This window comes from Actinomycetospora sp. CA-084318, assembly GCF_050955885.1.
Lineage (GTDB): Bacteria > Actinomycetota > Actinomycetes > Mycobacteriales > Pseudonocardiaceae > Actinomycetospora.
In genome coordinates this window covers 654,954-677,052 of sequence record NZ_CP192098.1, presented here as the reverse complement: position 1 = coordinate 677,052, position 22,099 = coordinate 654,954, and the positions used below count along the sequence as shown (strand labels likewise).

Annotated in this window: 24 protein-coding genes; 6 read left to right on the top strand and 18 right to left on the bottom strand. The window is 75.5% G+C overall.

Annotated elements, in window-relative coordinates; translation table 11 throughout:
* The first annotated feature begins 42 nt into the window (after positions 1-42).
* Positions 43-1,035 carry a patatin-like phospholipase family protein gene (locus ACQPYX_RS03340; protein ID WP_433801493.1) on the top strand — a complete coding sequence of 331 codons (993 nt, stop codon included), beginning with the start codon at positions 43-45 and terminating at the stop codon, positions 1,033-1,035.
* Here ACQPYX_RS03340 and ACQPYX_RS03335 read toward each other — a convergent pair.
* The 8 genes from ACQPYX_RS03335 to ACQPYX_RS03300 all read right to left on the bottom strand — a co-directional run bounded on the left by ACQPYX_RS03335 (position 1,030) and on the right by ACQPYX_RS03300 (position 8,088).
* Positions 1,030-1,392 carry a glycerol dehydratase reactivase beta/small subunit family protein gene (locus tag ACQPYX_RS03335; RefSeq protein ID WP_433801492.1) on the bottom strand — a complete coding sequence of 121 codons (363 nt, stop codon included), beginning with the start codon at positions 1,390-1,392 and terminating at the stop codon, positions 1,030-1,032. The genes ACQPYX_RS03340 and ACQPYX_RS03335 overlap by 6 nt on opposite strands.
* Positions 1,389-3,218 carry a diol dehydratase reactivase subunit alpha gene (locus ACQPYX_RS03330; RefSeq protein WP_433801490.1) on the bottom strand — a complete coding sequence of 610 codons (1,830 nt, stop codon included), beginning with the start codon at positions 3,216-3,218 and terminating at the stop codon, positions 1,389-1,391. Before ACQPYX_RS03330 ends, ACQPYX_RS03335 begins: the two co-directional genes overlap by 4 nt.
* Positions 3,218-3,796: a propanediol/glycerol family dehydratase medium subunit gene (locus ACQPYX_RS03325; protein ID WP_433801489.1), complete on the bottom strand. Its 579-nt coding sequence runs from the start codon at positions 3,794-3,796 to the stop codon at positions 3,218-3,220. Before ACQPYX_RS03325 ends, ACQPYX_RS03330 begins: the two co-directional genes overlap by 1 nt.
* Positions 3,793-5,508, bottom strand: a complete 1,716-nt coding sequence (locus ACQPYX_RS03320; protein WP_433801488.1) for a propanediol/glycerol family dehydratase large subunit — start codon at positions 5,506-5,508, stop codon at positions 3,793-3,795. Before ACQPYX_RS03320 ends, ACQPYX_RS03325 begins: the two co-directional genes overlap by 4 nt.
* Positions 5,508-5,948, bottom strand: coding sequence for a diol dehydratase small subunit (locus ACQPYX_RS03315; protein ID WP_433801487.1), 441 nt, complete (start codon positions 5,946-5,948; stop codon positions 5,508-5,510). The genes ACQPYX_RS03320 and ACQPYX_RS03315 overlap by 1 nt, the downstream gene beginning before the upstream one ends.
* The gene (locus ACQPYX_RS03310) at positions 5,945-6,820 is read right to left on the bottom strand and encodes an MIP/aquaporin family protein (RefSeq protein ID WP_433801486.1); all 876 of its coding nucleotides are present in this window, start codon (positions 6,818-6,820) and stop codon (positions 5,945-5,947) included. The genes ACQPYX_RS03315 and ACQPYX_RS03310 overlap by 4 nt, the downstream gene beginning before the upstream one ends.
* Complete coding sequence (locus ACQPYX_RS03305; RefSeq protein WP_433801485.1) at positions 6,817-7,233, bottom strand: GlcG/HbpS family heme-binding protein; 417 nt, start codon at positions 7,231-7,233, stop codon at positions 6,817-6,819. The genes ACQPYX_RS03310 and ACQPYX_RS03305 overlap by 4 nt, the downstream gene beginning before the upstream one ends.
* 195 nt (positions 7,234-7,428) lie before the next feature.
* Positions 7,429-8,088 carry a GntR family transcriptional regulator gene (locus ACQPYX_RS03300; RefSeq protein ID WP_433801484.1) on the bottom strand — a complete coding sequence of 220 codons (660 nt, stop codon included), beginning with the start codon at positions 8,086-8,088 and terminating at the stop codon, positions 7,429-7,431.
* A gap of 125 nt (positions 8,089-8,213) precedes the next feature.
* Here ACQPYX_RS03300 and ACQPYX_RS03295 point away from each other — a divergent pair, with 125 nt between their 5' ends.
* Positions 8,214-9,683, top strand: coding sequence for a LuxR C-terminal-related transcriptional regulator (locus ACQPYX_RS03295; protein WP_433801483.1), 1,470 nt, complete (start codon positions 8,214-8,216; stop codon positions 9,681-9,683).
* A gap of 4 nt (positions 9,684-9,687) precedes the next feature.
* Here the strand turns inward: ACQPYX_RS03295 and ACQPYX_RS03290 are convergent, their stop codons facing one another.
* The 4 genes from ACQPYX_RS03290 to ACQPYX_RS03275 form a co-directional block, all read right to left on the bottom strand.
* On the bottom strand, positions 9,688-10,674 hold the full coding sequence (locus tag ACQPYX_RS03290; RefSeq protein WP_433801482.1) for an aldo/keto reductase: 987 nt from the start codon (positions 10,672-10,674) through the stop codon (positions 9,688-9,690).
* A 9-nt stretch (positions 10,675-10,683) separates the two neighbouring features.
* On the bottom strand, positions 10,684-11,598 hold the full coding sequence (locus ACQPYX_RS03285; RefSeq protein WP_433801481.1) for a glycosyltransferase family 9 protein: 915 nt from the start codon (positions 11,596-11,598) through the stop codon (positions 10,684-10,686).
* Positions 11,595-12,698, bottom strand: coding sequence for a glycosyltransferase family 4 protein (locus ACQPYX_RS03280; protein ID WP_433801480.1), 1,104 nt, complete (start codon positions 12,696-12,698; stop codon positions 11,595-11,597). The genes ACQPYX_RS03285 and ACQPYX_RS03280 overlap by 4 nt, the downstream gene beginning before the upstream one ends.
* Positions 12,699-12,795: 97 nt before the next feature.
* Positions 12,796-14,022 carry a hypothetical protein gene (locus ACQPYX_RS03275; protein ID WP_433801478.1) on the bottom strand — a complete coding sequence of 409 codons (1,227 nt, stop codon included), beginning with the start codon at positions 14,020-14,022 and terminating at the stop codon, positions 12,796-12,798.
* 513 nt (positions 14,023-14,535) lie between these two features.
* Here ACQPYX_RS03275 and ACQPYX_RS03270 point away from each other — a divergent pair.
* Genes ACQPYX_RS03270 through ACQPYX_RS03260 form a run of 3 tightly spaced genes read left to right on the top strand, consistent with a single transcriptional unit; the run spans position 14,536 to position 16,406 of the window.
* Positions 14,536-15,618, top strand: coding sequence for a glycosyltransferase family 9 protein (locus ACQPYX_RS03270; protein WP_433801477.1), 1,083 nt, complete (start codon positions 14,536-14,538; stop codon positions 15,616-15,618).
* Positions 15,615-15,932 carry a hypothetical protein gene (locus ACQPYX_RS03265; RefSeq protein ID WP_433801475.1) on the top strand — a complete coding sequence of 106 codons (318 nt, stop codon included), beginning with the start codon at positions 15,615-15,617 and terminating at the stop codon, positions 15,930-15,932. The genes ACQPYX_RS03270 and ACQPYX_RS03265 overlap by 4 nt, the downstream gene beginning before the upstream one ends.
* A gap of 27 nt (positions 15,933-15,959) precedes the next feature.
* Entirely contained in the window at positions 15,960-16,406 is a 447-nt protein-coding gene (locus tag ACQPYX_RS03260; RefSeq protein ID WP_433801474.1) for a DUF2267 domain-containing protein, read from the top strand.
* Positions 16,407-16,425: 19 nt separating this feature from the next.
* On the opposite strand, the gene ACQPYX_RS03255 is transcribed toward ACQPYX_RS03260, so the two are convergent.
* The 6 genes from ACQPYX_RS03255 to ACQPYX_RS03230 all read right to left on the bottom strand — a co-directional run bounded on the left by ACQPYX_RS03255 (position 16,426) and on the right by ACQPYX_RS03230 (position 21,240).
* Entirely contained in the window at positions 16,426-17,010 is a 585-nt protein-coding gene (locus ACQPYX_RS03255) for a hypothetical protein (protein WP_433801473.1), read from the bottom strand.
* Positions 17,011-17,084: 74 nt separating this feature from the next.
* On the bottom strand, positions 17,085-18,485 hold the full coding sequence (locus tag ACQPYX_RS03250; protein ID WP_433801472.1) for an aldehyde dehydrogenase family protein: 1,401 nt from the start codon (positions 18,483-18,485) through the stop codon (positions 17,085-17,087).
* Positions 18,486-18,563: 78 nt separating this feature from the next.
* Positions 18,564-19,346, bottom strand: a complete 783-nt coding sequence (locus ACQPYX_RS03245) for a lysostaphin resistance A-like protein (RefSeq protein WP_433801471.1) — start codon at positions 19,344-19,346, stop codon at positions 18,564-18,566.
* Positions 19,343-19,744 (bottom strand): ChaB family protein, encoded by a 402-nt coding sequence (locus ACQPYX_RS03240; RefSeq protein WP_433801470.1) that lies wholly within the window; start codon positions 19,742-19,744, stop codon positions 19,343-19,345. The genes ACQPYX_RS03245 and ACQPYX_RS03240 overlap by 4 nt, the downstream gene beginning before the upstream one ends.
* Positions 19,745-19,762: 18 nt before the next feature.
* On the bottom strand, positions 19,763-20,545 hold the full coding sequence (locus ACQPYX_RS03235) for an HAD-IIA family hydrolase (protein WP_433801469.1): 783 nt from the start codon (positions 20,543-20,545) through the stop codon (positions 19,763-19,765).
* Complete coding sequence (locus ACQPYX_RS03230; protein WP_433801468.1) at positions 20,542-21,240, bottom strand: dienelactone hydrolase family protein; 699 nt, start codon at positions 21,238-21,240, stop codon at positions 20,542-20,544. The genes ACQPYX_RS03235 and ACQPYX_RS03230 overlap by 4 nt, the downstream gene beginning before the upstream one ends.
* Positions 21,241-21,298: 58 nt before the next feature.
* Here ACQPYX_RS03230 and ACQPYX_RS03225 point away from each other — a divergent pair, with 58 nt between their 5' ends.
* The gene (locus tag ACQPYX_RS03225) at positions 21,299-22,081 is read left to right on the top strand and encodes an enoyl-CoA hydratase/isomerase family protein (protein WP_433801467.1); all 783 of its coding nucleotides are present in this window, start codon (positions 21,299-21,301) and stop codon (positions 22,079-22,081) included.
* Positions 22,082-22,099: the final 18 nt, after the last annotated feature.

Here is a 22,099-nt window from a genome sequence, read left to right as displayed (position 1 = left end):
GTTCCTCTCGCCCGATCGGTCCGCACCCGTGAGGATGAACGCGTGCCCCGGCGTCATGCTGTCCTCGAGGTCCTCGCCGCCCGCTTCGCCGAGGGATCGGGTCCGGGCGACCGGACGGACGGCCACCGCGTCGCCCTCGCGATCGAGGGCGGCGGGAGCCGGGCCACGTACTCGTCGGGCATGGTCCTCGGCCTGGAGCGGCTCGGGCTGACGCGCTGCTTCGACGCGGTCTACGGCGCCTCGGCCGGCGCGCTGGCCGGCAGCTGGCTCGTCGGCGGCCAGACCGAGCGGTGCTGCGCGGGCTGGTGGGAGCCCGGGCTGATGGAGCGGGTCACCCGGCCGGTGCGCGGCCTGCGGGGGCGCCCCGTGGTCGACGTCGAGTACCTCGTCGAGACCGTCGGCGAGGAGATCGTCCCCGTCGACTGGCAGGCCATCGTCGACGCCGAGGTGCCGCTGCACCCCGTGGCCACCGACGTCGACACCGGCGACGCGCTCGACCTGCACGGCACCATCTCCGACCCAGCCTCGCTCAAGCTGGCGCTGCGGGCCTCGGCCAACGTCCCGCTGCTCGCCGGGCTGCCGATCGAGATCCACGGCCGGCGGCTGGTCGACGCGGCGGTCGCGGAGCCCCTGCCGTTCCACACCGCCCTCGACCAGGGCGCCACGCACGTCCTGATGCTCCGCACGCGGCGCGCCGACCAGGAGGCGATCGACGCGACGCGGCTGGAGAAGGCGCTGGTGACGCGGCTCGGTCAGGTCAACGTGCCCGGCCTCGTGCACGTCCTGGGCAACCGCCTGGAGACCCGCCGGGCCGACGACGAGCGGCTCGCCGCGGCCAGTCTCGACGAGGGCACCGACCCGCCGCACCTGCTCGAGGTCCGTCCGCCCGAGGGCGCCGACACCATCAACCCGCTGGAGACCGACCCGGACCGGCTGCGCCGCGGTGTGGAGACCGGCTGCGACACGTTGCGGGCGCTGGTCGAGCCGGCGCTGGAGGGTGTGCCTCCGGCCCGTGAGCAGGCCGTGGGGTCATAGCCCCCTCTGCCCACCGGCGCGCAGCGCACCCCCCGCGACGATCCGCGCCGCGTCGGCGCCGGCCTGCCGCCGCTCGCCCGCCGGGACGTCGGACGGCAGCACGAGCACCGCGTCCGGCACCAGGGCGTGCCGCACCACGACCGTCCCGTCGGAGCCGACCCCGACGCCGACCTGCAGCCGCGAATCCGCCGCGCTGCGCCGCGCGGCGGCGTCCGGGGACGACCCGGCGTCGCGCAGGACCGCCGTCGGCACGCCCTGCTCCTCGGCCCCGGCCCGCACCTCCCGCAGCACGCCGGGCGGGGCCTGCGGGTGCGCGGCGACGAGGACGGTCGGCGGCCCCTCGTCCGCGTCGCTCACGGCGTCACCAGCGCGGCCGCGTGCGCGTCGACCAGGCCGGCCGCGACCGCGTTGCGCGGGCCCTCGGTGCCGTGGACGTTGCCGATCCCGCACACCACGCCGTGCGGGGCCAGCGCGTCGGCCACCATCGCCGGGATCTCGAAGTCCAGCGCCGACCCGCCCAGCAGCACCACCGAGCCCAGCAGCCGCAACGAGCCCTGCGGCGCGACCTGGGCCAGCGCCCGCAGCGCGTTGACCACGAACACCCGGCGCTTGGCCTCCCGGCGCACCACCCGCACCGCCTCCACGGGCCGGCGCACCGGCACCGGGACGAGACCCTCCGGGGTCACCGTCACCACCCGCCCGAAGACGTACGGCGGCAGCGCCTCGTCGAAGAACTGCACGGTGCCGTCCTCGTGGCGGACGTGGAAGAAGCTCTCCACCTTCGCCAGCGGGTGCCGCTTCACCGACTCCGCGGCCTCCCGGTCGTCGAGGCCCAGCTCGGAGTCGATCAGCTTCGTCACCAGCTCCCCCGCGCCGGCGACGTGCACCGCCTCGGTGCGGCCGTCCCGGTCGAGCAGCGCCGCGTCGGTCGAGCCGCCGCCCATGTCGACGACGGCGATCGGCACGGCCGCGCCGGGCGTGGTGAGCGCGCCGCGCACCGCGACCTCGCCCTCCACGCCGCCGATCCGCACCGCGCAGCCCAGCGCGCCGGCGACCTCGTCGGCCACCGCCTGCATCCGGCTGCGCGAGGTGCGCACCATCGCCGCGAGCGCCACCGCGTTCTCCCGCGACACCTCGCCCGCGAGCCCGCCCTGCACCGTCACCGGCACCATCGTGTCGACGGCGAGGACGTCCCGGATGCGGATCTCCGCGGCCGGCTGCCCGGTCACGTCGACCATCGTGTCGCGCACCGCGGCGAGCATCCCGCCGACGTGCGTGCCGGGTTCCCCGGCCACGTCCTGCAGCGGTGCCACCCGGCCGATCGCGGCCATGATCGCGTCGGCGCCCTCGTCGACCCCGACGTCGATCGAGCGGGTCGCGCCGGTGACGGTGAGCGTGCCGACCGGGATGCGCCGGTCGGTCACGTCGCCCTCGGGGGTCCGCACGACGACGGCCGAGCGCGTCCCCGCGAGCGCCCGCGCCACCGGCGAGACCTGGCGGGTCTGCTCGGCGTCGAGGTCGAACGTCGACGCCAGGCCGTAGGAGTCCGCGAGGGTGCGGATCGTCCGGCCCGGTGGCGCCACCTCGACCGCCGCGAGCATCCCGAGCGGCACCCGGTCCACGGCGGCCACCTCGTCGACGACCGGGACCCGCCGGTCGAGCCGGTTCGCCACCAGCACGGCGTCGTCGCCGTGGAGCACCGCGGCCACCACGTCGACGCCCTGCTCGACGGCCCGGTTCAGCGCGTGCGCCACGTCGTCGAAGTCCGCGCCGGCGCCCACCACCACGACGACGGGTCCGTCCTGTCCCCCCAGCTCGTCCAGGGCCACCGTGGTGCCGACCCCGAGGCCCTCACCTCCCGGCGTCTCGGGGTTGTGCCCGATCATCGTGGACTCGGTGATGATCGTCTCGGAGATGGTCTCCATGGCCAGGCCGCTGATCACCGGCGTGGCCTCGTTGAGCAGCACCGTGTCCACCACCGCCCCCGGCCGCCCGGCGGCCTCCAGGGCCTTCCGGACGGCGGTGACCACCCCGGCCGCGTTGGCCGGGGTGCCCTTCACGCCCGTCGTCGGGGTGAGCGACGCCGCGAGCCGCGTGGGCCCGTCGTCGGGAACGACGTTCGCAGCACAGGCCTCGGTGGTGGAGTTGCCGACGTCGACCCCCACCACCAGGGACACCGCCACTAGTCGACCCGCGTGATGACCGGCTCGACCTCCACCGCCGCCCGCGCGTGGTCGATGCACTCGAACTCCTTGAGGTGCAGCAGCGCGGCCTTGGCCTGCCAGCGGGGGCGGGCCATCTGGTCGTTGCGCGTCGGCACCGGGCGGGGCGAGCGGCTCTGCGCGTACTGCGCGGCGTTGGCGCCGATCATCCGGAACACCTCGGCGTCGAGCAGCGGCGCCTGCGGGAACAGCTCGAGGTTGGACAGCCGGGCGAGGTCGCGCTGGTGGATCACCGTGGTGCCCCGGGCGAGGATGCCCACGGCGATCCCGGACCCGGAGAGCTTCGCCCCGAAGTGCGCGATCGCCGCCAGGTCGGCCGTCCGGTAGACCTTGATCAGCCGCGCCACGCCGCCCTGCTCCTCGATGCCGGCGAGCAGCTGACGGATCACCTCGGCGTGCGGGACGTCGACGATCGTCTTCGTGAACGGGTCCCCGAAGGCCGGGGACAGCGCGATGACGACCTCCTCGGGCCGGGTGCCGCGCTCGGCCGGCCCGGTCTCGCGCAGCGTCAGGGTGCGGGTGCCGGTCGCGGTCGTCATACGACCTCCTCCTCGGGGTTCTCGGCGGAGGTGACGTGGCGCAGCTTCTTGAGCTGCTCCCACCGCTCGCCGGTCAGGCGGTAGCCGGTGCCGGGCCCGGCGTAGTCGTTGGCGTCGTTGATCGCGGCGAGCGGCACGAAGTCGCCGGTGAAGATGGCGGCGGTCTGCAGCAGGTCGCCGGACACCCGCTGACGCAGCACCTGCAGGTAGTTCTCGGCGACGTCGCCGAACCCGCTGCGCTCCAGGGCCTTGACGAGGTCGAGCCCGGTGACGCCGCGCTCCATCACGCTGCGGGCACCCTCGAGGTCGGCGAGCACGTCGCGGTCGGGGTAGTCGTCGCTGGAGTCAGCGTAGGTCGCCGCCTCCACCTCCTCGTCGGTGATCGCGGGGAGGTCGAGCTCGGCGAACACCGCCTGCAGCGCCCGCGCGGCCTTGTTGCGGACCTGGAGGATCACGTCCTCGCGGACGTGGCGCAGCCCGCCGTCGACCTGCATGTCGCGCTGGATGGTGTTCCAGTCGTCGTAGTCCTCGGTGTCGAGGTTCGACCCCGCGAACATGTTGTCCTTGTTCGGCACGGCCGAGTAGCCCGAGCACACGAAGTCCGTGCCGGGCAGCATCTGCGGGAGCAGCCGGCTGGTGCGCCGCATCGCCGAGTGCGAGAACGACTGGTCGTTCCCGGAGGCGCACTCCAGGTCCATCCAGCTCGCGACGAGGTTCTCCGCCGCCACCGCGCGGATGCCGCCCGGGACCGCGCCGGGCACGCCGATGCAGGAGATCGAGCCGTTCTGCAGGCCCTGCACCCCGGCGCCCTTGGCCATGAGGATGCAGCGGATCTCCAGGTACAGCATGGAGCGGCCCTCGGCGTTGCCCATCTGCACCTCGGAGCCGGTGCCCGAGGTGAAGCGCATCTTGATGCCGCGGCTGGCGTAGGCCGAGGCGAGGAACGCCTTCGACCAGGGGGTGTCGTCGCCGTCGACGAACACCGACTCGGTGCCGTAGATCGAGATCGTCTCGGCGTAGGCGGTGATGCCGCGCATCCCGAGGTCGAGCTCGGTGGCCTCCTCCAGCGCGCACTGGGTGAGCACGCCGCCGCGCCCGACCTGCCCGCCGACCTGCAGGCCGATCGCCACCAGCGGCGCGTAGCGCACGACGCCGAGGGTGGTCTCGAGCTCGGCGAACCCGCGGACCGCGCCCTCCGCCGCGTCCGCGGCGACCTGGATCGGGTTGTCCTTCGCACTCGTCGAGTGCGCCTGGTTCGCGGGGGTGCGCCGCGACCGGGTCTTCTGGATGCCCATCATGATCTCGACGACGTTCATCAGCTTGACGACGTCGAGGATCTTCGCCGGCGTGAGCCCGCGGCCGAGCGCGACGACGTCCGCGCGGCTCGCCCGCGGGTCGACGAGCATCCGCGCGATCTCCACCGACGGCGTGGCCATCGCGGCCTCGCACGTGTCGACGTCGATCGCGTGGTCGGCGATGAAGGTGTCCATGAAGTCGAACTGCTCACGGGTCCGGCCGTCGAGCTCGACGATCCGGCCGTTCTCGACGCGCACGCTCGGCTGCGGGTCGAAGTCGGACTCCATCGCGACGAGGCCCTTCTCGGGCCACTCCTCGACGAAGCCGTCGAGGTTGACGGGACGGTCCTCGAGGACCTCGGTGCGCTTCGAGGCGCGGACCTCGGCGGTCTGCGAGCGCGGTTCCACGGCGGTCATCAGGACTCCTCGGAGTCGTCGGCGAGCAGGTTCCGGGCCGCGTACACCTCGGCGGCCTCGCGGACGAGCGCGGCGCACGTGGTGGCGGAGTAGGTGCCCTCCAGCCGGGCGGCGATCTCCTCCATCTGCGCGGCGGTGGAGGCGCGCGGGCGCAGCGCGTTGTACATCGCGAGCACCTCGGCGTCCGGGATGGCGGTCATCTCCGCCGCCCGCCGGCAGTTCTCGCCGAGCTGGCGGCGGCCCATCGACTCGGCGATCCGGCCCTGCAGGACCAGCGTCTCCGGCGTCACGCGCAGGTCCTCGTTCGTCACCTCCCCGGAGACGACGGCGGCCATGGTGATGTCCGTGAGCGCCTTGCCGGTGGGCGTGCGCAGCAGGTCGGGGCGGTTGATCGAGAGCGGGTAGTCGGCGGGCGTCAGATCGGTGACGTCACTGGTCATCGGGTGGCCTCCGTCCGGGTGCCGGTCGGGTCGGGGACGACCACGTCGCCGGGGTGGCGCGGGTCGCGATTGGCGTGGGCCTCGGCCGCCTCGGGGGTGGGGGCGGGCGCGGGGGTGTCGGTCGCGGCGGGCACCTCGAGGCGCTCGACGAGCAGGACGTAGAGCCCGCCACCGAGCAGGGCGCCGATCACCGGGGCGACGATCGGGAGCCACCAGTAGGGCGTGCCGTCCGGCGTCACCCAGGCCGTGTCGTAGCCGGTGATCCAGGACGCCAGGCGCGGGCCGAAGTCACGGGCCGGGTTGATCGCGTAGCCCGCGTTGGTGCCCCACGCGAACCCGATGCCGAGCAGCAGCAGGCCGACCATGAGCGGCAGCAGCTGGCCCGCGGCACCCTGCAGGGTCGCGAGCAGCGCGAACAGCACGAACACCAGCAGCGCGGTGCCGACGACCTGGTCGAAGAACGCCGTGGTGACGCCGTGGTTGGGCAGCGTGGAGAAGATCGTCTGGGACGCCGAGGTGTGTCCCGGGTCGACCGCGGCGATGCCGGAGGCGTACACGCCACGCGTCACGAGCGCGGCCAGGAACGCGCCGAGGGTCTGGGCCGCGGTGTAGGGCAGCACGTGGCGCCAGGGGAACTTCCGGTACGCCGCCATGGCGACCGACACGGCCGGGTTCAGGTGCCCCGCTCCGAGCCGCCCGGCCACGTAGATGCCCATGATCAGGCCCGCGACCCAGCCCCACGTCAGGGTGGCCCAGTCGCCGGCGTCGCCCTTCGAGACGACCATCTGCGCCACCGAGGCGGTGCCGAAGATCAGCAGGATGAAGGTGCCGGCGAACTCGCCGACGAGCTCACGGCGCAGCGCGGGGGTCACGCCGGGACCGCGCTGCTGATCGCGGCGACGGCGGCCTCGGCCACCCGCACGTCCTGCTCCACCGACCCGGCGCTCACCCCGACGGCGCCGACGAGCACGCCGTCCCGGTACACCGGCACGCCGCCGCCGAAGATGACCATCCCGCCGGCGGTCTGCTCGAGCCCGTAGAGCTCGGCGCCGGGCTGGACGAGCGGCATGAGCGCCGCGGTCGGCGCCTCCATGAGGATCGAGGTCCGCGCCTTGCGCTGGGCGATGTCGATGCTCGCGCGGATCGCCCCGTCCTGACGGGCGAACGCGAGCAGGTGCCCGCCGTCGTCGACCACGGCGACGTTCATCGGCTGGCCGATCGCGTCGGCCTCGGCGAGTCCGGCGTCCAGGGCGGCGCGGGCGTCGGCCAGGGTCAGGCCCGGCATGGGTGTACCTCCACGGGGTGGACGTCGGCGCCCCGGAGGCTCGGCCGGTCACGGGGCGGGGCGGGCGGTGTGCCCGACGCCACGACGCTAGGAGTGCAGCCGCTCACCCGGCCACGGGGAGTGTCCCCACCCCCGGGTCATGGGGGATCTCCCCCAGCCCGGTCGGAGGAGCGGCGGGGTGGTCCTGACGGCGGGTCAGCGCCCGAGGACGGCCGTGCGGGTGGCCTCGAGGTGTTCGGCGAGCCGCCCGTGGGCCTCGGTCGTCCGGTCGGGGCCGAGCGCGGCGAGGATCGCCTCGTGCTGGCCGAGGATCTCCTCGGCGCGGCCCGGGCCGTGCCCGAGCAGGGAGCCGAGGTTCATCCGCAGCTGCCGGTCGCGCAGGGAGGCGTAGAGCTCGGAGAGGATCGGGTTGCCCGCGCTCTCCACGAGCACGGTGTGGAAGCTGCGGTCGCCCTCGGCGAAGGCCTGCTCGTTCCCGGCGGCGAACGCGTCCCGCTGCTCGGCGAGCACGTCGCGCAGCCGGGCGACGACCGCCGCGCGCTCGGCCTCCCCGGCCGCGCACAGCTTCGCCACGGCGTGCCCCTCGACGAGCTCGCGGGCCTCGAGCACCGCCTCCACCTCGGCCGGCGAGACCGGGACGACCAGCGCGCCCCGCTTCGGGAACAGCCGCAGCAGCCCCTCCGCCTCGAGCCGCAGGAAGGCCTCACGCACGGGCGTGCGGCTCATCGCGAGGACCTCGGCGACCTGGCCCTCGCTGATCAGGTCGCCCCCGGGCAGGCTGCCGTCGAGGATGGCCGCCTTCGTGTGCCGATAGGCCCGCTCCTTGGCCGAGTGCCCCGCACGCGTCACGTCCACCGCCACCGGCTCCCGTCCGCCACGCCCGGACACCTTGCCCACGGGCCGGTGTGACCCTACTCTCGCCCGCATTGATGCATCTTGTATGCATCCCGATCTCGGGGGTCGGGGTCCGAGGAGGACGCATGACGGTGACGGCGCCGGCACGACAGCTCGATCTCCTCGACCCGGGCGTCGGGTCGCGCGCGATCGGATCGGGCGGTCCCGACGACGGGTCCGGGTCGCTGCTCGGACGGGTGGTCACGCAGCTGCGCACCCTGACGGGCGCGCGCTCGGCGTGGGTGGTCCGGGTCGACGAGGCGGCGGGCGCCTGGAGCGTCGACGTCGGGGACGGTGCCGCCGCACCGCCGGAGGACCTCGTCGCCGCCGTGGTGCGCGACCGCGCGCCCGTCACCAGCACGGGGTCCGGCACCCCCGTGCTCGGCGTGCCGGTCCGTCGCGGTCCACGCGTCATCGGGGTGTGCGCGGTCGCGGGGGCGCGGCTCTCGGCGACCGACCGCGGCCTCGCCGAGCTGTTCGCCGACTACGCCGCGCTCGCCCTGGTCGACCACGGGTCGCTCGCCGGGCGGCCCCTGCTCGAGGCGGTCCGTCAGGAGCTCGCGTGGGTGGAGCGGGCAGGGGTGCCGCGCACCGACCTGGTCACCGTCGGGAGCGGGACGCTCGACGACGCGCGCGCCGAGGAGATCTTCCGCGTCGTCCAGGAGGCGCTGGTCAACGTGGTGGCCCACGCCGCGGCCGGGCGGGTGCAGGTCGGGGTGCTGCACGGCCCGGGCACGGTGACCGTGCTCGTGGAGGACGACGGGACGGGCTTCGACGCCACCCGACACGGCGGGCTCGCCGAGGCCGCGTCGGGCGCGCACCGCGGGCTCGTCGCGATGAGCGCGCGGGCCCGGCGCCTCGACGGCGACCTGGAGATCGGCTCCGGGACCGGCGGCGGGACGCTCCTGCGCCTGACCGTCCCGTGCGGGCCCGAGGCGCCGACGCCCGGCCGACCGCGGCCGTCGGTGCTGGTGGCGGCGGGCCGCCCGGTGATCCGGGCCGGCGTGGTGCGTCAGCTCCAGCTCGGGGCCCCCGAGCTCGGCATGGTGTCCGAGGTGGACCTCGGGGCCGGTCACGACCTCGCCGCGGCCTGTCGCCTGCTCGGCCCCGACGTCCTCGTCGTCGAGCCCGACCTGCTGCCCGCCGACCTCCCCGGCGCCCTCGAGCGGCTCGCCGCGCTGCCGACCGCCCCCGCCGTCGTGCTGCTCGCCGACGCCTGCGCCGACCACGCGCTGCGCACCGCCGTCAGCGCGGGCGCCCGGGGCTGTGTGGGCCCGGACGACGGCGAGCGGCTCGTCGAGGTCGTCACGGCCGCGGGCCGGGGCGAGTCGACCTTCCGCCCCGACCAGCTCGGCCGCCTCGCCGCCGCCCCGCGGGTCCGGGGCATCACCGCGCGCGAGCACGAGGTCTGCGCCCTCGTCGCCCGCGGGATGACCGACCGGCAGATCGCCACGGCCCTGCGCATCTCGGCCAAGACCGTGGAGAAGCACGTCGGCTCGCTGCTGCGCAAGACCGGGGCACGGAACCGCACGATGCTGGTGGCCGTCGGGCCGTGACGGTTCAGACCCCCGCGACGCCCCGCACGATCCCGACCGCCGCCGACACCCCGCGCACCGGCCGGAACCGGTCGGAGGCCTCGTTCAGCGCGGTCCACTCGTCGGGCGAGAGCACGATCTCCGCGGCCGCGCAGTTGCTCTCCAGCTGCGCCACGCTCGACGCGCCGGGGATGGCGACGACCTCGGGGCGGTGGATGGTCCACGCGAGCGCGGCCTGCGACGGCGTCGCGTCGTGGGCCGCGGCGACCTCGCGGAGCACGTCGATCAGGGGCTGCGCCCGGCGCAGCGACTCGGGCAGGAACAGCGGGTTGATCTGCCGCACGCGGTTGGCCGGCCGGTGGTCGACGTCGAACTTCCCGGAGAGCAGCCCCTGCGCGAGCGGGCTGTAGGCGATGACGGCGCGGCCGGCCTCCGCGGCGTAGGGCAGCAGCTCGCGCTCCGGGTCGCGGGACACGAGGCTGTAGGACACCTGGTTGGAGATCACCCGGGAGCCGAGCGCGCTCTCGGCGTCCAGCCAGCGATCGAGGGAGTAGTTCGACACCCCGACCTCGTCGACCACGCCCGCGGCCTGCAGCGTGCGCATGCCCGGCATGGTGCGGCGGTCACCGATCAGCGGGTTGGGCTGGTGCACCTGGTAGAGGTCGAGCGGGCGGCGGACCCGGCCGGAGCTCGCGACGCCGCGCTGCTCCACGACCGGCCCCACGGGGAACACCGGGAACACCTTCGAGGCGACGACGGTGGTGGCCGGGTCGGCGTCCGCGCGGTCCAGGGCGTCGCCGAGGATGCGCTCGCTGCGGCCGAAGCCGTAGACCTCGGCGGTGTCGAAGACCGTGATGCCCAGCTCCAGGGCCCGCCGGACGATCCGGGCCGCCTCCGAGTCGGGCCCGGAGGTGTAGTCGCCGCCGTAGCCCCACTCGTTCGACCCGAACTGCCACGTGCCGAGCCCGATGGCCGACCAGCGCTTGGCGGTCGGCAGCTCCAGATAGCGCATGCCTCCTGGTTACCCGATGACGGCCGCGACGTCCGCCGCCGGCAGCGCCTCGAGACAGGCCGGACCCGTCGTCGAGAACGGGCAGGCGGCCGACCACCAGCACTCCTGCTCGGTGATCGCGGTGGGCCGGCGGACCGGGCAGTCCGGGTGTCCCTGCAGGTTGCGGCCCTCCTCGAGGCCGTAGCGGCTCGCGAGCGTCGGGCCGAACAGGGCCACCGTGTCCGCGCCGGCCGCGGCCGCCAGGCGGACCGGTCCCGTGTCGCCCCCCACGACGACGCCGCCCGCCCGCCCGACCGCGGCGAACCGCGCCGCGAGGCCGCGCAGGTCGGTCGGCTCCCAGGCCGGGACCCCCGCGACCGGGGTCACCGCGACGACGGGCCGGTCGCCCAGCGCCGCCACGAGGTCGCGCCACCAGGGCCAGCGCTTCACCGCCATGCCGGCGTCGGGCACGAGCACCACCGTGCCGGGTGCGGGGTCGGGGACGTGCTCGTCGTCGCCGAGCACGATCCGCGGCGGTCGCGGCGGCCCGCTGATCAGGCCCTCCGTGGCGAGGATGCGCTGGTAGCGCTCCCCCACCAGCTCGTCGGCCGGCGGCGAGCGCCACAGGTTCGTCACCGCCCGCGTCCCGCGTGCCGCCGCGTCCTCGTCGACGAGGTCGCCGATCCCGTCGAACCGGGTGGTGGTCACCACGAGGTCCGGCGTCAGCTCCGCGAGCGCCGCCCCGACGGCGGATCGCTCCGCCTGCTTCTCGGCGGTCCGCACCCCCGTGACGGCGGGGTCGCGGGCGAGCAGGGCGGCTCCGGGCTCGTGGGTCAGCACGACGAGCTCCCCGCCGGGGTCGGCGTCGGCGAGGGCGTGGATCGCGGGCAGCACCATGATCAGGTCGCCGAGACCGCCGAGGAGGTCGACGACGAGCGTCCTCATGCGAGCTCCGCGTACAGCGCGCGGTGGCGGGCGGACAGGGTCTCCCAGTCGCGACCCTCGAGGAGGGCCCGGCCGCCGGCGGCGACCTCCGCGCGCAGGACGGCGTCGTCGAGGAGCCGCCGCAGCGCGGTGACGAGCACGTCGACGTCGCGGACGGCGGGCGCGACGACGACGGTCCGGCCGTCGACGAGTTCGGTGTCGTCCCCGAGCCGGGTGACGATCGTCGGGAGCCCGTGGTCGAGGGCGGCGAGCAGGGCGCCGCTCTTCGTGGTCGCCCCGGCCGTGAACGGGAAGGCGGCGAGGTCGGCGGCCTGCAGGGCGGCGGAGACCTCGTCGGCCGGGAGGTGCCCGGTGATCGTGACGCGATCGGTCGCGCCCGCGTCCGCGACGTGCTTGGTGAGCTCCGCCCGGAACGCGGCCGCCTCGTCGTCGGGCAGGGCCAGGGAGGTGAAGCCGCCGACGACCAGCAGGTGCAGCGACGGGTGCTCCGCCGCCAGCCGGGCGACCGCGTCGACGAGGTAGCGCAGCCCCTTCACCGGGTGCACGAAGCCGAAGAACACGACCGCCGTCGCGTCCTCGGCGATCCCGAGCGCGCGGCGGGTCGCGGCCACGTCGGCCGGGGGACCCACCACGACGTTCGGCGGGATGGGTAGCCGGACCACGTCCGCCGTCGGGAAGCGGGACCGCAGCACCGCCTCGTGGGCACCGTTGGTGGTGATCACGCGGGCGCTGCGCGGCACGAGCCGACCGCTCTCCGGGTCGGCCAGCCCGAGGCGGGCGGGCAGGCGCCACGGACGGGGCGACCACCAGCCGTACTCGTGGACGGTGGTGACCAGCGGTGCGCCGACGAGGTCGCCGAGCAGGCCCGGCCAGCTGGAGAACCGGTAGGCCGACGGTGCGAACTGCAGGTGCACCACGTCGGCGCCGCGGGTGGCGCGGACCGCGGCCGGCAGGCCACGGGGTCCGGGATCGACCGGCACGTCGCGGACCTCGGTGCCGTCCGCGCGCAGCGCGGCGACGAGGCGGGCGGTGTAGTCGGCGACGCCGTCGTGGGCGGGATCGGCGCGGCCGTGGAGCATCGCGACGGTGGGTCGGGGCACGGGGTCCGGTACCCACAACGGGGCCCGTGCAGTACGGACTCCGCCGCCGTCACCCCTCGGGGGTGACGGACGGCGGAGTCCGTGGGTCGAGCGGCGGTCAGCTCACCGCGAGGTCCCCGCGGGTGACGACGCCGCTGGTGACCGGGTTCGCGGCCGTGCCGAGCGTCAGCGACAGCGAGTCGGGCGTCCCGGTCCGGGCGCCGTCCTTGACGACCAGGGTGAATCCGACGACCGCCCCGGACTGGGTCAGGGCCGTGCCGGTGACGGTCGCGGTCCCCGCGCCGTCGCTGGTCGACGAGGTGATGCTGCGGCACACGATCCGGACGTCGCCGTCGCGGAACGAGCAGGTGCCGGAGCCGGAGTTCGCGGAGCCGGACACCGAGATCGACGCGCGGCCCTGGGCGCCGTACTGGACGTCGCCGCGCACCGAGGCCGGCTTCACGACCGGGCCCTGGTAGGTGACGACCACGGAGCCGGCGCCGCTGTTGGTCGTGGTGGTCGTGCCGCCGGTCGGGACGCGGTTCGTCCCGCCCCCGCCGCCGCCACCGCCGGTGTTGGCGGCCGTCGCGCCGGCGTCGCCGCCGCGCAGCCCACCACCGCCGCCGCCCGCCCCGCCGGCCCGCTCGCCGGTCGCCGCGGCGGCCGTGGCGCCGGTCTGCGTGGCGCTCGCCCCGGCGGCACCGCCGGGCGCGCTGTTCGCCCCGACGCCGGCGCCGCCGTCCTGGGTGGCCGCGCCACCGACGCCGCCGATCCGCGCGGTGTTGCTGCCACCCGCGCCGCCGCCACCGCCACCGCCACCGGCCGCGACGGCGACCGACGAGCCGGCCTGCAGGACGACCGAGGAGGCACCGCCGGCACCACCCCCGCCGCCGCCGCCGACGGCCCCGCCGCCGATGCCGCCCGCACCGCCGCCGCCGCCCGTGCCCGCGCTCGCGCCGCCGGTCCCGGCCGCGGCCGTGCCGTCGGTGCCGTCCGCGCCGCGCCCGCCGGGCCGGATGGTGAGGGTGGTGCCGGCGGCCGTCGGGAGCGCACCGGAGACGACCGCGCCGTTGCCGCCCGCGGACCCGGACGCGCCGCCCCCGCCGTCGCCACCCGCACCGCCGGCGCCGCCGCGCACGGTGACCCGGACGTTCGTGGCGTTCGCCGGGACGGCCAGGGTCTGCTGGCCACCCGCGGCGAGGTAGGTGCAGGTGACACCGGCGCCGGACTGCGCGCACTGGCTGGGGAGGGCCTGCGTCGGTGCGGCGCTGGCGCTGCCGGGCAGGAAGAACAGGGCCATCGCGGCGGCGGCCGTGGCGGCGGAGAGACGGGTCGTCGACGACATGCAGGACTCCAGGGGTGCTCGGTGGTACCTCGGAACAGCGGGGGCCGGGCATGTCTCCGCACGGACACGCCTCGCGGCGGTCGAGCACGGATCGTGGTCGACCGGTGACGCAGCGGCATCAGGTGTGTCGTCCGGACGGAGCAGTGCGCTACGCGATCTGCGGCCACGTTCGGGCGATGTCCGAAAAGGTGTCGCCGCGGGGTGTCGCGCACCCCGCGGCGACCGGGCGAGGCGTCAGCCGATCGTCAGGTTCCCGCGGCCGACGACATGGCGTGCTCCAGGGTTCTCGAAACCGGATACCGCAGGGGTCGCGGCGCGTCCCCGCGTGGACACGCCCCACGTCGCCCGACCGGTAATGACTCCCCGCAGTCGGTCGGTGACGTAGCGAGAGTGACTATGTGGTCCATTCGGACTAGTGCGCTACGGCTGTGATCGAACCGTTGCCTCTCGAACGGGCGATTCCGACCGGGGCCCTCGCCGCGTGACCGGCGGCCGGACGGGTACCTGCACCCCGTGACGGCGCTTCTCCCCCTGCCCGCCCACCCGGCGGCCCACCGTCCCGGGGTCGACGACCCGGACTGGACGGCGATGGCGCGCATCCTCGTGGTGCGGCCGGACAACGTGGGCGACGTGATCATGACCGTGCCAGCCCTGCGGGCGTTGCGTGCCGCGGCCCCGCAGGCCCGGCTCGACCTGCTCGCCTCGCCGGCGGGCGCCGCGGCCGCGCCCCTGATCCCCGAGCTCGATGACGTCGTCGTCGCCTCGGTGTCCTGGCAGCGTCTCCCCGCGGTCGCGGTCGGGGAGGACCCCGATCCCGACGCCGAGCTGGTCGCCGCGCTCGCCGCCCGCGACTACGACGCGGCCGTCGTCCTCACCTCGTTCTCGCAGTCGCCCTGGCCGGCCGCGGCACTCTGCCGCCGCGCCGGGATCGGCGTGCGGGTGGGCACCAGCAAGGAGTTCGGCGGCGACGGGCTCACCCACTGGGTCCCGGCCCCGCCCGACGGGGGCCACCAGGTCGACCGGGCGCTCGCCGTGCTGGCGGCCGTGGGGGTGCCGTCGCGCGGCGCCGACCTCGCCGTCACCGTCCCCGCGCCCGGCCCCCGCCCCGCCGGCCGCTACGTCGTCGTCGCCCCCGGGGCGAGCTGCCCGTCGCGGCGCTGGTCGCCCGAACGGTTCGCGACGACGGGTCGCGGGCTCGCCGCCCGCGGCTGGACCGTGGTGGTCACCGGGACGGCGAAGGAGGCCGACCTCGTCGACCGCGCCGCAGCGGGCGTGCCGGGCGTCGTCCGGATGACCGGCGAGCTCGACCTGCCGGGGCTGGCCGCGCTGGTGGCGGGCGCCGACGCGGTCGTCGTGAACAACTCCGGGGGCGCGCACCTGGCCGACGCCGTCGGGACGCCGGTGGTGGAGCTGTTCGCGGGCACGGAGGAGGTCGGGCAGTACGCGCCGCGCACGGTGCCGGCCGAGGTCCTGACCCGCCCGGTGAGCTGCTCGCCGTGCCGGCAGCTCGTGTGCCCGTTCGACCAGGAGTGCCTCGACGTCGCCCCGCAGCGCGTGGTCGACGCGGTGGTGCGACTGGTGGGCGCACCGTCGTGAGCGGGCCACCGCCGGAGCGGACGGCCGACGGCCACCACGTCGTCATCGACGGCCGCCGCTGGCGGGCCACCGACCCGGAGATCCCGGAGGCGGACGCGGCCCGGCTGCGCCGCTGGCTGATGGCGGCCCGCCGCGACGTCGGCCGCGCCAAGAAGGCCGCCGACCCCACCGCCGAACGGGCCGCCCGCGACCGCGTCCACGCCGCGAAGACCGCGCTCGGGGAGCGGGGCGATCCCTGGTGGGAGCAGTCGGCCACCGAGCGCCGGGCCCGCTGGTCGGCCGGTGTCGACCGGGCGGCGGAGGAGGGTTTCTGACCGGCCGCGGATCGGGGAGTCGATCCCATGACCACCCCGCCCCTGCAGGACGACCCGAACCCGAACGACCCGAACCCGGCGCGCTCGAGCGCCACCCTCTCCGCGTTCACCGGCCAGGTGCAGCGCCGGCTCGGGCTCGACACCCAGAGCGAGGCCGAGGTGCTCACCCGCGCGACGCTGAACGAGTTCGGCAAGGCCGTGAGCGCGGGACTCGCCCAGGACCTCACCGTCAGCCTGCCCCCGGAGCTCTCGGCGGAGCTGCGCGCGCAGCGGCCGTCCGACGACCAGGCGCGGTCGATCGGGCGCGCCGAGTTCGTCGACGCCGTCAGCGGCGCGGTGCACTCGGTCGACGCCGACGAGGTCGGTCGTCAGGTCGAGCAGGTCCTGCGGCTGCTGCGCGAGTGGCTGCCCGAGTCCGACGTCGACCGCACGCTCGAGCAGCTCCCGGGCGATCTCGTGGAGCTCATGCGCTGACCGGCCCGGTCCCCGGCGCTCAGCGCCGGGGCTCGTCCGGCGCCGACGTGCCGGTCGGCTCCGGCTGCGGGTCCGACGACGGCGGCTCCGACGGTGTCGGGTCCTTCGTCGTCGTCGGCTGCGGGTCCGGCTTCGGAGGAGTCCGATCCGGGGGATCCTGCTTCGGGGGCTCCTGCGGCGGGTCCTGCACCACCGGGGGCACGACCACCGGCGGGCGCGGCGGCAGCACCGGACGGGGTACCGCGGTCGTCGCCGACGGCGCGACCGTGCCCGTCGTGGGCGCCGTGGCCGCGGTCTCCTCGTCGACCGACGACGGCGCCGGGCCGAGCACCGGCAGCACCGGCGCCTCGGGCACCCCCGCCACCGACGAGCCCGCCGGGAGGGTGGCCACGCCGGCCATCGCGGCCAGGCTCGTCACCGGGGCGACCCCGGTCGCGACGACCACGCCGAGTGCGGCGACCGCGGACACCACGAACGCCAGCAGCGAGTGCGCGGGCTGCACGCCCGGCCCGCGCCCCGCCAGCGGTCGCCGACGGGGTGTCGGCTGGATCAGCGCGGTCTCCGACTCGGGCGCCGACGGGGGACCGGCGGACGGCTGGGGCATCACGTCGGCGTAACGAGATCACCCGATCAGGGGTGACGGATCTCGACCGGACCACCACGCACGGTGAGATGTGACTACCGGCCGTGGCGCGGCGGGCAGGGCTCGACGTGGACGACCTTCGTCGTCGTCATCTCGTCGAGCAGCTCGGGTCCGTACCCGAAGCCCGCGCCCGAGAGCCCGCGGGGCTGGGCCGCGCCACCCGGGGCGCCACCGAACGCGGCGTTGATCTTCACGGTGCCGACCGGCAGCGCCCGCCACGCCTCCTGGGCGTGCGCCATGTCCGGGGTGAGCACGGTGGCCGCGAGCCCGTGCGGGTCGTCGATCGCCTCGGCCAGCGCCTGCTCGAACGAGTCCACCACGCGCACCGGGGCGACCGGTCCGAACGTCTCCTCCCGCAGGATCCGCATGTCCGGGGTGCACCCCGAGAGCACGGTCGCCGGGTAGAACGCGCCCGCACCGTCGGGCACCGCACCGCCGACGTGGGCGACCGCGCCGCCCGCGAGCGCCTCCGCGACCTGGCTGTGGACGTGCTCGCGCTGCCGCCGGTCGACCAGCGGACCCAGGGCCTTCTCACCCTCGGCGGCGGGCCGGTACACCCACCGCGTCGCCTCCTCGGACAGCGCCGCGAGGAACTCCTCGGCCACCGCGGCGTGGCAGTAGACGCGCTCCACCGAGACGCACACCTGGCCGCCGTTGGCGTACGACCCGAGCGCGACCTGGCCCGCCGCCCACACCGGGTCGACCCCGTCGTCGACGATCAGGGCGTCGTTGCCGCCGTTCTCCAGCAGCACCTTCGCGCCCGTCCCCGCGGCCGCCTCGGCGATCGCGCGCCCGGCCGCGATGGAGCCGACGTGCGCGACGACGTCGACGCCCGCGTGCGCCGAGAGCAGCGCTCCGGTCGGTCCCGCCCCGTCCACGACGGTGAGCACGCCGTCGGGCAGGAACGACGCGACGAGGTCGGCGAAGCGGCGCCCGAGGTGGGGGCAGCGCTCGGACGGCTTGTGCACGACGGTGTTGCCGGTGACCAGCGCCGCGCCGATGAGTCCGGCGGCGACGGCCACCGGGTCGTTCCACGGCGTGATCACGGCGACGACGCCGCGCGGTTCCGGGACCATGAGGTCGGTGGCCGACCAGTTGCCCTGCAGCGAGCGGCCGCGGTGCAGCGGACCGAGCTCGGCGTACTGCTCGAGCGTGCCCGCCGCGGCGAGGACGCCACCGAGCCCGTCGTCGAACGGGCGTCCGGTCTCGGTCTCGTTCAGCCGCGCGAGGTCCTCGGCGATCCCCCGCACCGCCGCCGCGGCGTCCTTCACCGCACCCGCCCGGTCGGCCGGCGAGGTCCGGGCCCAGTCGCGGCCGGCCGCGACGGCCCGCCCCACGGCGTCGTCGACCTGGTCCTGGCCGGCGGGCCGCACGCGGCCCACCACCTCGTCGGTCGCGGGGTCGCGGATCTCGATCTCGGCGGCAGCGGTCGTCATGGGGCTCCTCGCGGGTGTCGGGGCGGTCGGGCGGGGGTGCCCACCGAGCTCCCGCCCCACCCGTGGCGCCGGCCCCGCCTACAGCGCGATCAGCAGCAGGGCGAACGAGGTCAGGTTGAACGTCGCGTGCGTGACGAAGCACGGCCAGATCGACCGCGTGCGCTCGTAGAGGACGGCGTTGAGCACGGCGAGCACGAGCACGGCGAGGAACACGACGTTGAACCCGTGCGCGACCGCGAACACCAGCGACGAGACGATCGTCGCGGCCACCCGCCCGAAGCGGCGGAGCGAGCCGTAGCCGACCCCGCGGAACAGCAGCTCCTCCCCCAGTGGCACCACGAGCCCGCCGAGGAGCACCACCCAGAACGCGGCGAGCCCACCGGAGAACTGGGTGAGCGCGGCCTGCGGGTCGGTGAGGTCGCCGGTGACCGACACGTACACCACGATCAGCACCCGCGACACGAGCCAGACGGCGAGCCCGAGCAGCACCGCGAGCCCCACCGTGCGCCACGGCACGCGCCGCATCCCGAGGGCCGCGAGCGAACGCACCCGCAGCAGGAGCGCCACCGCGACCGCGCCGAACGCCGACACCGCGGAGATCGCGAGCAGGACGGGCGCGGGCGGGAGCGCGCCGGTCGCGGAGATCAGCGCGAAGCCCGCCAGGACCTGGATCGCCACGTAGACCACCGCGGCCACCACGAACTCCGGCAGCCCGAGCCGCCGCCCGCGCGGGCTCCAACCGGGTTCCGTCGGCGCCGGGGGCAACGGGGCACCGCCCAGCCCCGCCGGACCGGGAGCGACGGGCTCACCCGGCTCGACCGGCCCCGTCGTCGGGACCTCGTCGCGGGGCGGGACGCTCACTCGCGGGCCTTCCGGGTCTCCCGGTCGTTGGCCTTCTGCAGGGCGTCGACGAGCTCGTCCTTGTCCATCGTCGAGCGGCCCTCGACGTCGAGTTCCTTGGCCCGCTCGTAGAGGTGCTCCTTGCTGGCGTTGGCGTCGACCCCGCCGGCCGGCTCGCCGCTCGGGTCCGCCCCGCCGCTGCGCGCGCGGGAGTCCGAGGGGCCGTACTCCTCCTTGGGCTCCCAGTGGTCGCCGACCTTCTCGTGGGTGTGCTTGAGCGCGGCGTAGGCCGTGCGGCTCGCGCGCTCACCCTTCCCGTAGGTCTCCTCCGCGGACTCCTTGGCCTGCGCGTACGTGTCACGGGCCTTCTTGTCCGAGCGCTGCAGCGTGGACGGGAGGTCCTCGAAGTCATCCGGCATGGCGGACGGGTACCCGGATCAGCCCCGGGAGCCGACCTCCAGCGACGCGACGCTCTGCACGATCTGGTTGGGCCGGTAGGGGTACCGGTCCAGCTCGGCCTCGTCGGTGACCCCGGTGAGCACGAGGATCGTGTGCAGCCCCGCCTCCATGCCCGCGACCATGTCGGTGTCCATCCGGTCGCCGATCATCGCGGTGGTCTCCGAGTGCGCCCCGATCGTGTTCAGCCCGGCCCGGATCATCAGCGGGTTGGGCTTCCCGACGAAGTAGGGCTTCTTCCGGGTGGCGTGGGTGATCAGGGCGGCCACCGACCCGGTCGCGGGCAGGGTGCCCTCGGCGCTGGGGCCGGTCGCGTCGGGGTTGGTGCAGATGTAGCGCGCGCCCCGTTCGATCAGCCGGATCGCCCGCGTGATCGCCTCGAACGAGTAGGTGCGGGTCTCGCCGATGACGACGTAGTCCGGGTCGCGCTCGGTGAGCACGTAGCCGACCTCGTGCAGCGCGGTCGTCAGGCCGGCCTCCCCGACGACGAACGCGGAGCCGTTCGGCCGCTGGTCGTCGAGGAACTGGGCCGTGGCGAGCGCCGAGGTCCAGAGGTTCTCGACGGGGATGTCGATCCCGCTCGCGTGCAGGCGGGCCCGGAGGTCGCGCGGGGTGTAGATGGAGTTGTTGGTCAGGACGAGGAACTGCTTCCCGGCCTCGCCCAGGCGGCGGATGAACTCGTCCGCGCCCGGGAGGGCGTTCTCCTCGTGGACGAGCACGCCGTCCATGTCGATGAGGTAGCTGTCCAGCTCCGGCTCCGTCATGACAGGTGCTCGCCGAAGAAGGCCAGGATGCGGCGCCACGAGTCCTCGGAGGCCGCCGCGTCGTATCCCATGCCCAGGGGACGGATCAGGCTCTCCGCGTAGAACCGCTCGTGGAACGAGTGGCCGGCGTTCTCGTAGGTCTTCACGTCCTTCTCGACGCCGAGCGTGGTCAGCGCGGCCTCCAGACGCTCCGGGTGCCCCTTCAGGGTCGTGTCCTTCGCCCCGAAACTCGCGACGACGGGGCAGATGCCCTCGAGCTCGCGTTCGGCGTCGGTGGGGACGTGCCCGTAGTTCGGCGCGGAGGCGGCGAAGTCGTAGCGGGCGGCCGCGAGCAGCGCGAAGCCGCCGCCCTGGCAGAAGCCGATGACCCCGATCCGGCCCGTGCAGTCGTCGCGGCCCGCGAGCCAGGTCCGCGCGGCCTCGATGTCCTCGTAGACCGGGCCCTGGCCGCTGGTCATCGCGCGGAACACCGCAGCGACGCAGCGGATGCCGCCGCCACGCGGGGTGTAGAGCCGCGGGGCGACCGACACGTAGCCGGCGGCGGCGAGTCGGTCGGTGTGCTCGCGCAGGTTCTGACCCATGCCGAAGGCGTCCTGGAGGACGACGACACCGGGGTGCGGGCCGGTCCCCGCGGGCGTGGCCAGGTAGGCCTCCTGGTGCGACCCCTCGGCGGCGGGGATGTGCAGGTCGGGCACCGCGTCTCCTCCTCTGCGTGGCGAGGCGCCCAGCGTGGCAGGCTCGCGGCGACATCGCGTGATCGAGGAGGAGTTCGTGGCGGACGTGCGGGTGCGGGTCGAGGAGTCCGACGGGGTCGTGCGGCTGGTCCTGGCCAACGGGGCGGGGCACAACGCGGTCGACTTCGAGTTCGGGGCCCAGTTCCGGGCGGCGCTCGCGGGGCCGGCGCAGGACGCGCGGGTCGTCGAGATCGTGGCGGAGGGCCCGAACTTCTGCGTGGGCGGGGACGTGCGCGGCTTCGCGGCCAACCCGGACTCGTCGCTGTCCGCCCTGGCCGACGACTTCCACGGCTGCCAGCGGCTCCTGCTCGACCTGGCCGTGCCGGTCGTGATCGGCGTGCAGGGCTGGGCCGCCGGGATCGGGCTCTCCCTGGTGCTCACCGGCGACGTGATCGTGCTCGCCGAGGGCGCCCGCCTGCGCCCGGCCTACACCGCGATCGGCCTCACCCCGGACGGCGGGATGACCGCGACGCTGCCCGCCGCGGTGGGCCGCGCCCGCGCCCTCGACATGTTCCTCACCAACCGGCCGATGGGGGCCGCGGAGGCGCTGACGGCGGGGCTGGCCTCCCGCGTGGTGCCCGACGAGTCGCTGCACGACGAGGTCGGCTCGATCAGCGCGACGATCGCGGCCGGTCCGCCGCAGGCCCTGGCGGCGACCAAGAAGCTCGTGCACTCGGCGGGCGGCGTGCTCACCGACGCCCACTTCGAGGTCGAGGCGAAGTCGATCGGCGACCGCGGGCTGTCGGCCGAGGGCCGGGAGGGCGTCACGTCGTTCGTCGAGAAGCGCCGCCCGTCCTGGTGAAACGTGGCCGTCCGGGTA

Bases quoted from the DNA above. Each gene is read 5' to 3' on its own strand.
- ACQPYX_RS03260 (WP_433801474.1), top strand. From the start codon at position 15,960: ATGACCACCCCGCCCCTGCAGGACGACCCGAACCCGAACGACCCGAAC.
- ACQPYX_RS03235 (WP_433801469.1), bottom strand. From the start codon at position 20,545: ATGACGGAGCCGGAGCTGGACAGCTACCTCATCGACATGGACGGCGTG.
- ACQPYX_RS03290 (WP_433801482.1), bottom strand. From the start codon at position 10,674: ATGCGCTATCTGGAGCTGCCGACCGCCAAGCGCTGGTCGGCCATCGGG.
- ACQPYX_RS03240 (WP_433801470.1), bottom strand. From the start codon at position 19,744: ATGCCGGATGACTTCGAGGACCTCCCGTCCACGCTGCAGCGCTCGGAC.
- ACQPYX_RS03255 (WP_433801473.1), bottom strand. From the start codon at position 17,010: ATGCCCCAGCCGTCCGCCGGTCCCCCGTCGGCGCCCGAGTCGGAGACC.
- ACQPYX_RS03325 (WP_433801489.1), bottom strand. From the start codon at position 3,796: ATGACGACCGCGACCGGCACCCGCACCCTGACGCTGCGCGAGACCGGG.
- ACQPYX_RS03250 (WP_433801472.1), bottom strand. From the start codon at position 18,485: ATGACGACCGCTGCCGCCGAGATCGAGATCCGCGACCCCGCGACCGAC.
- ACQPYX_RS03295 (WP_433801483.1), top strand. From the start codon at position 8,214: ATGACGGTGACGGCGCCGGCACGACAGCTCGATCTCCTCGACCCGGGC.
- ACQPYX_RS03285 (WP_433801481.1), bottom strand. From the start codon at position 11,598: ATGAGGACGCTCGTCGTCGACCTCCTCGGCGGTCTCGGCGACCTGATC.
- ACQPYX_RS03315 (WP_433801487.1), bottom strand. From the start codon at position 5,948: ATGACCAGTGACGTCACCGATCTGACGCCCGCCGACTACCCGCTCTCG.
- ACQPYX_RS03320 (WP_433801488.1), bottom strand. From the start codon at position 5,508: ATGACCGCCGTGGAACCGCGCTCGCAGACCGCCGAGGTCCGCGCCTCG.
- ACQPYX_RS03305 (WP_433801485.1), bottom strand. From the start codon at position 7,233: ATGCCGGGCCTGACCCTGGCCGACGCCCGCGCCGCCCTGGACGCCGGA.
- ACQPYX_RS03275 (WP_433801478.1), bottom strand. From the start codon at position 14,022: ATGTCGTCGACGACCCGTCTCTCCGCCGCCACGGCCGCCGCCGCGATG.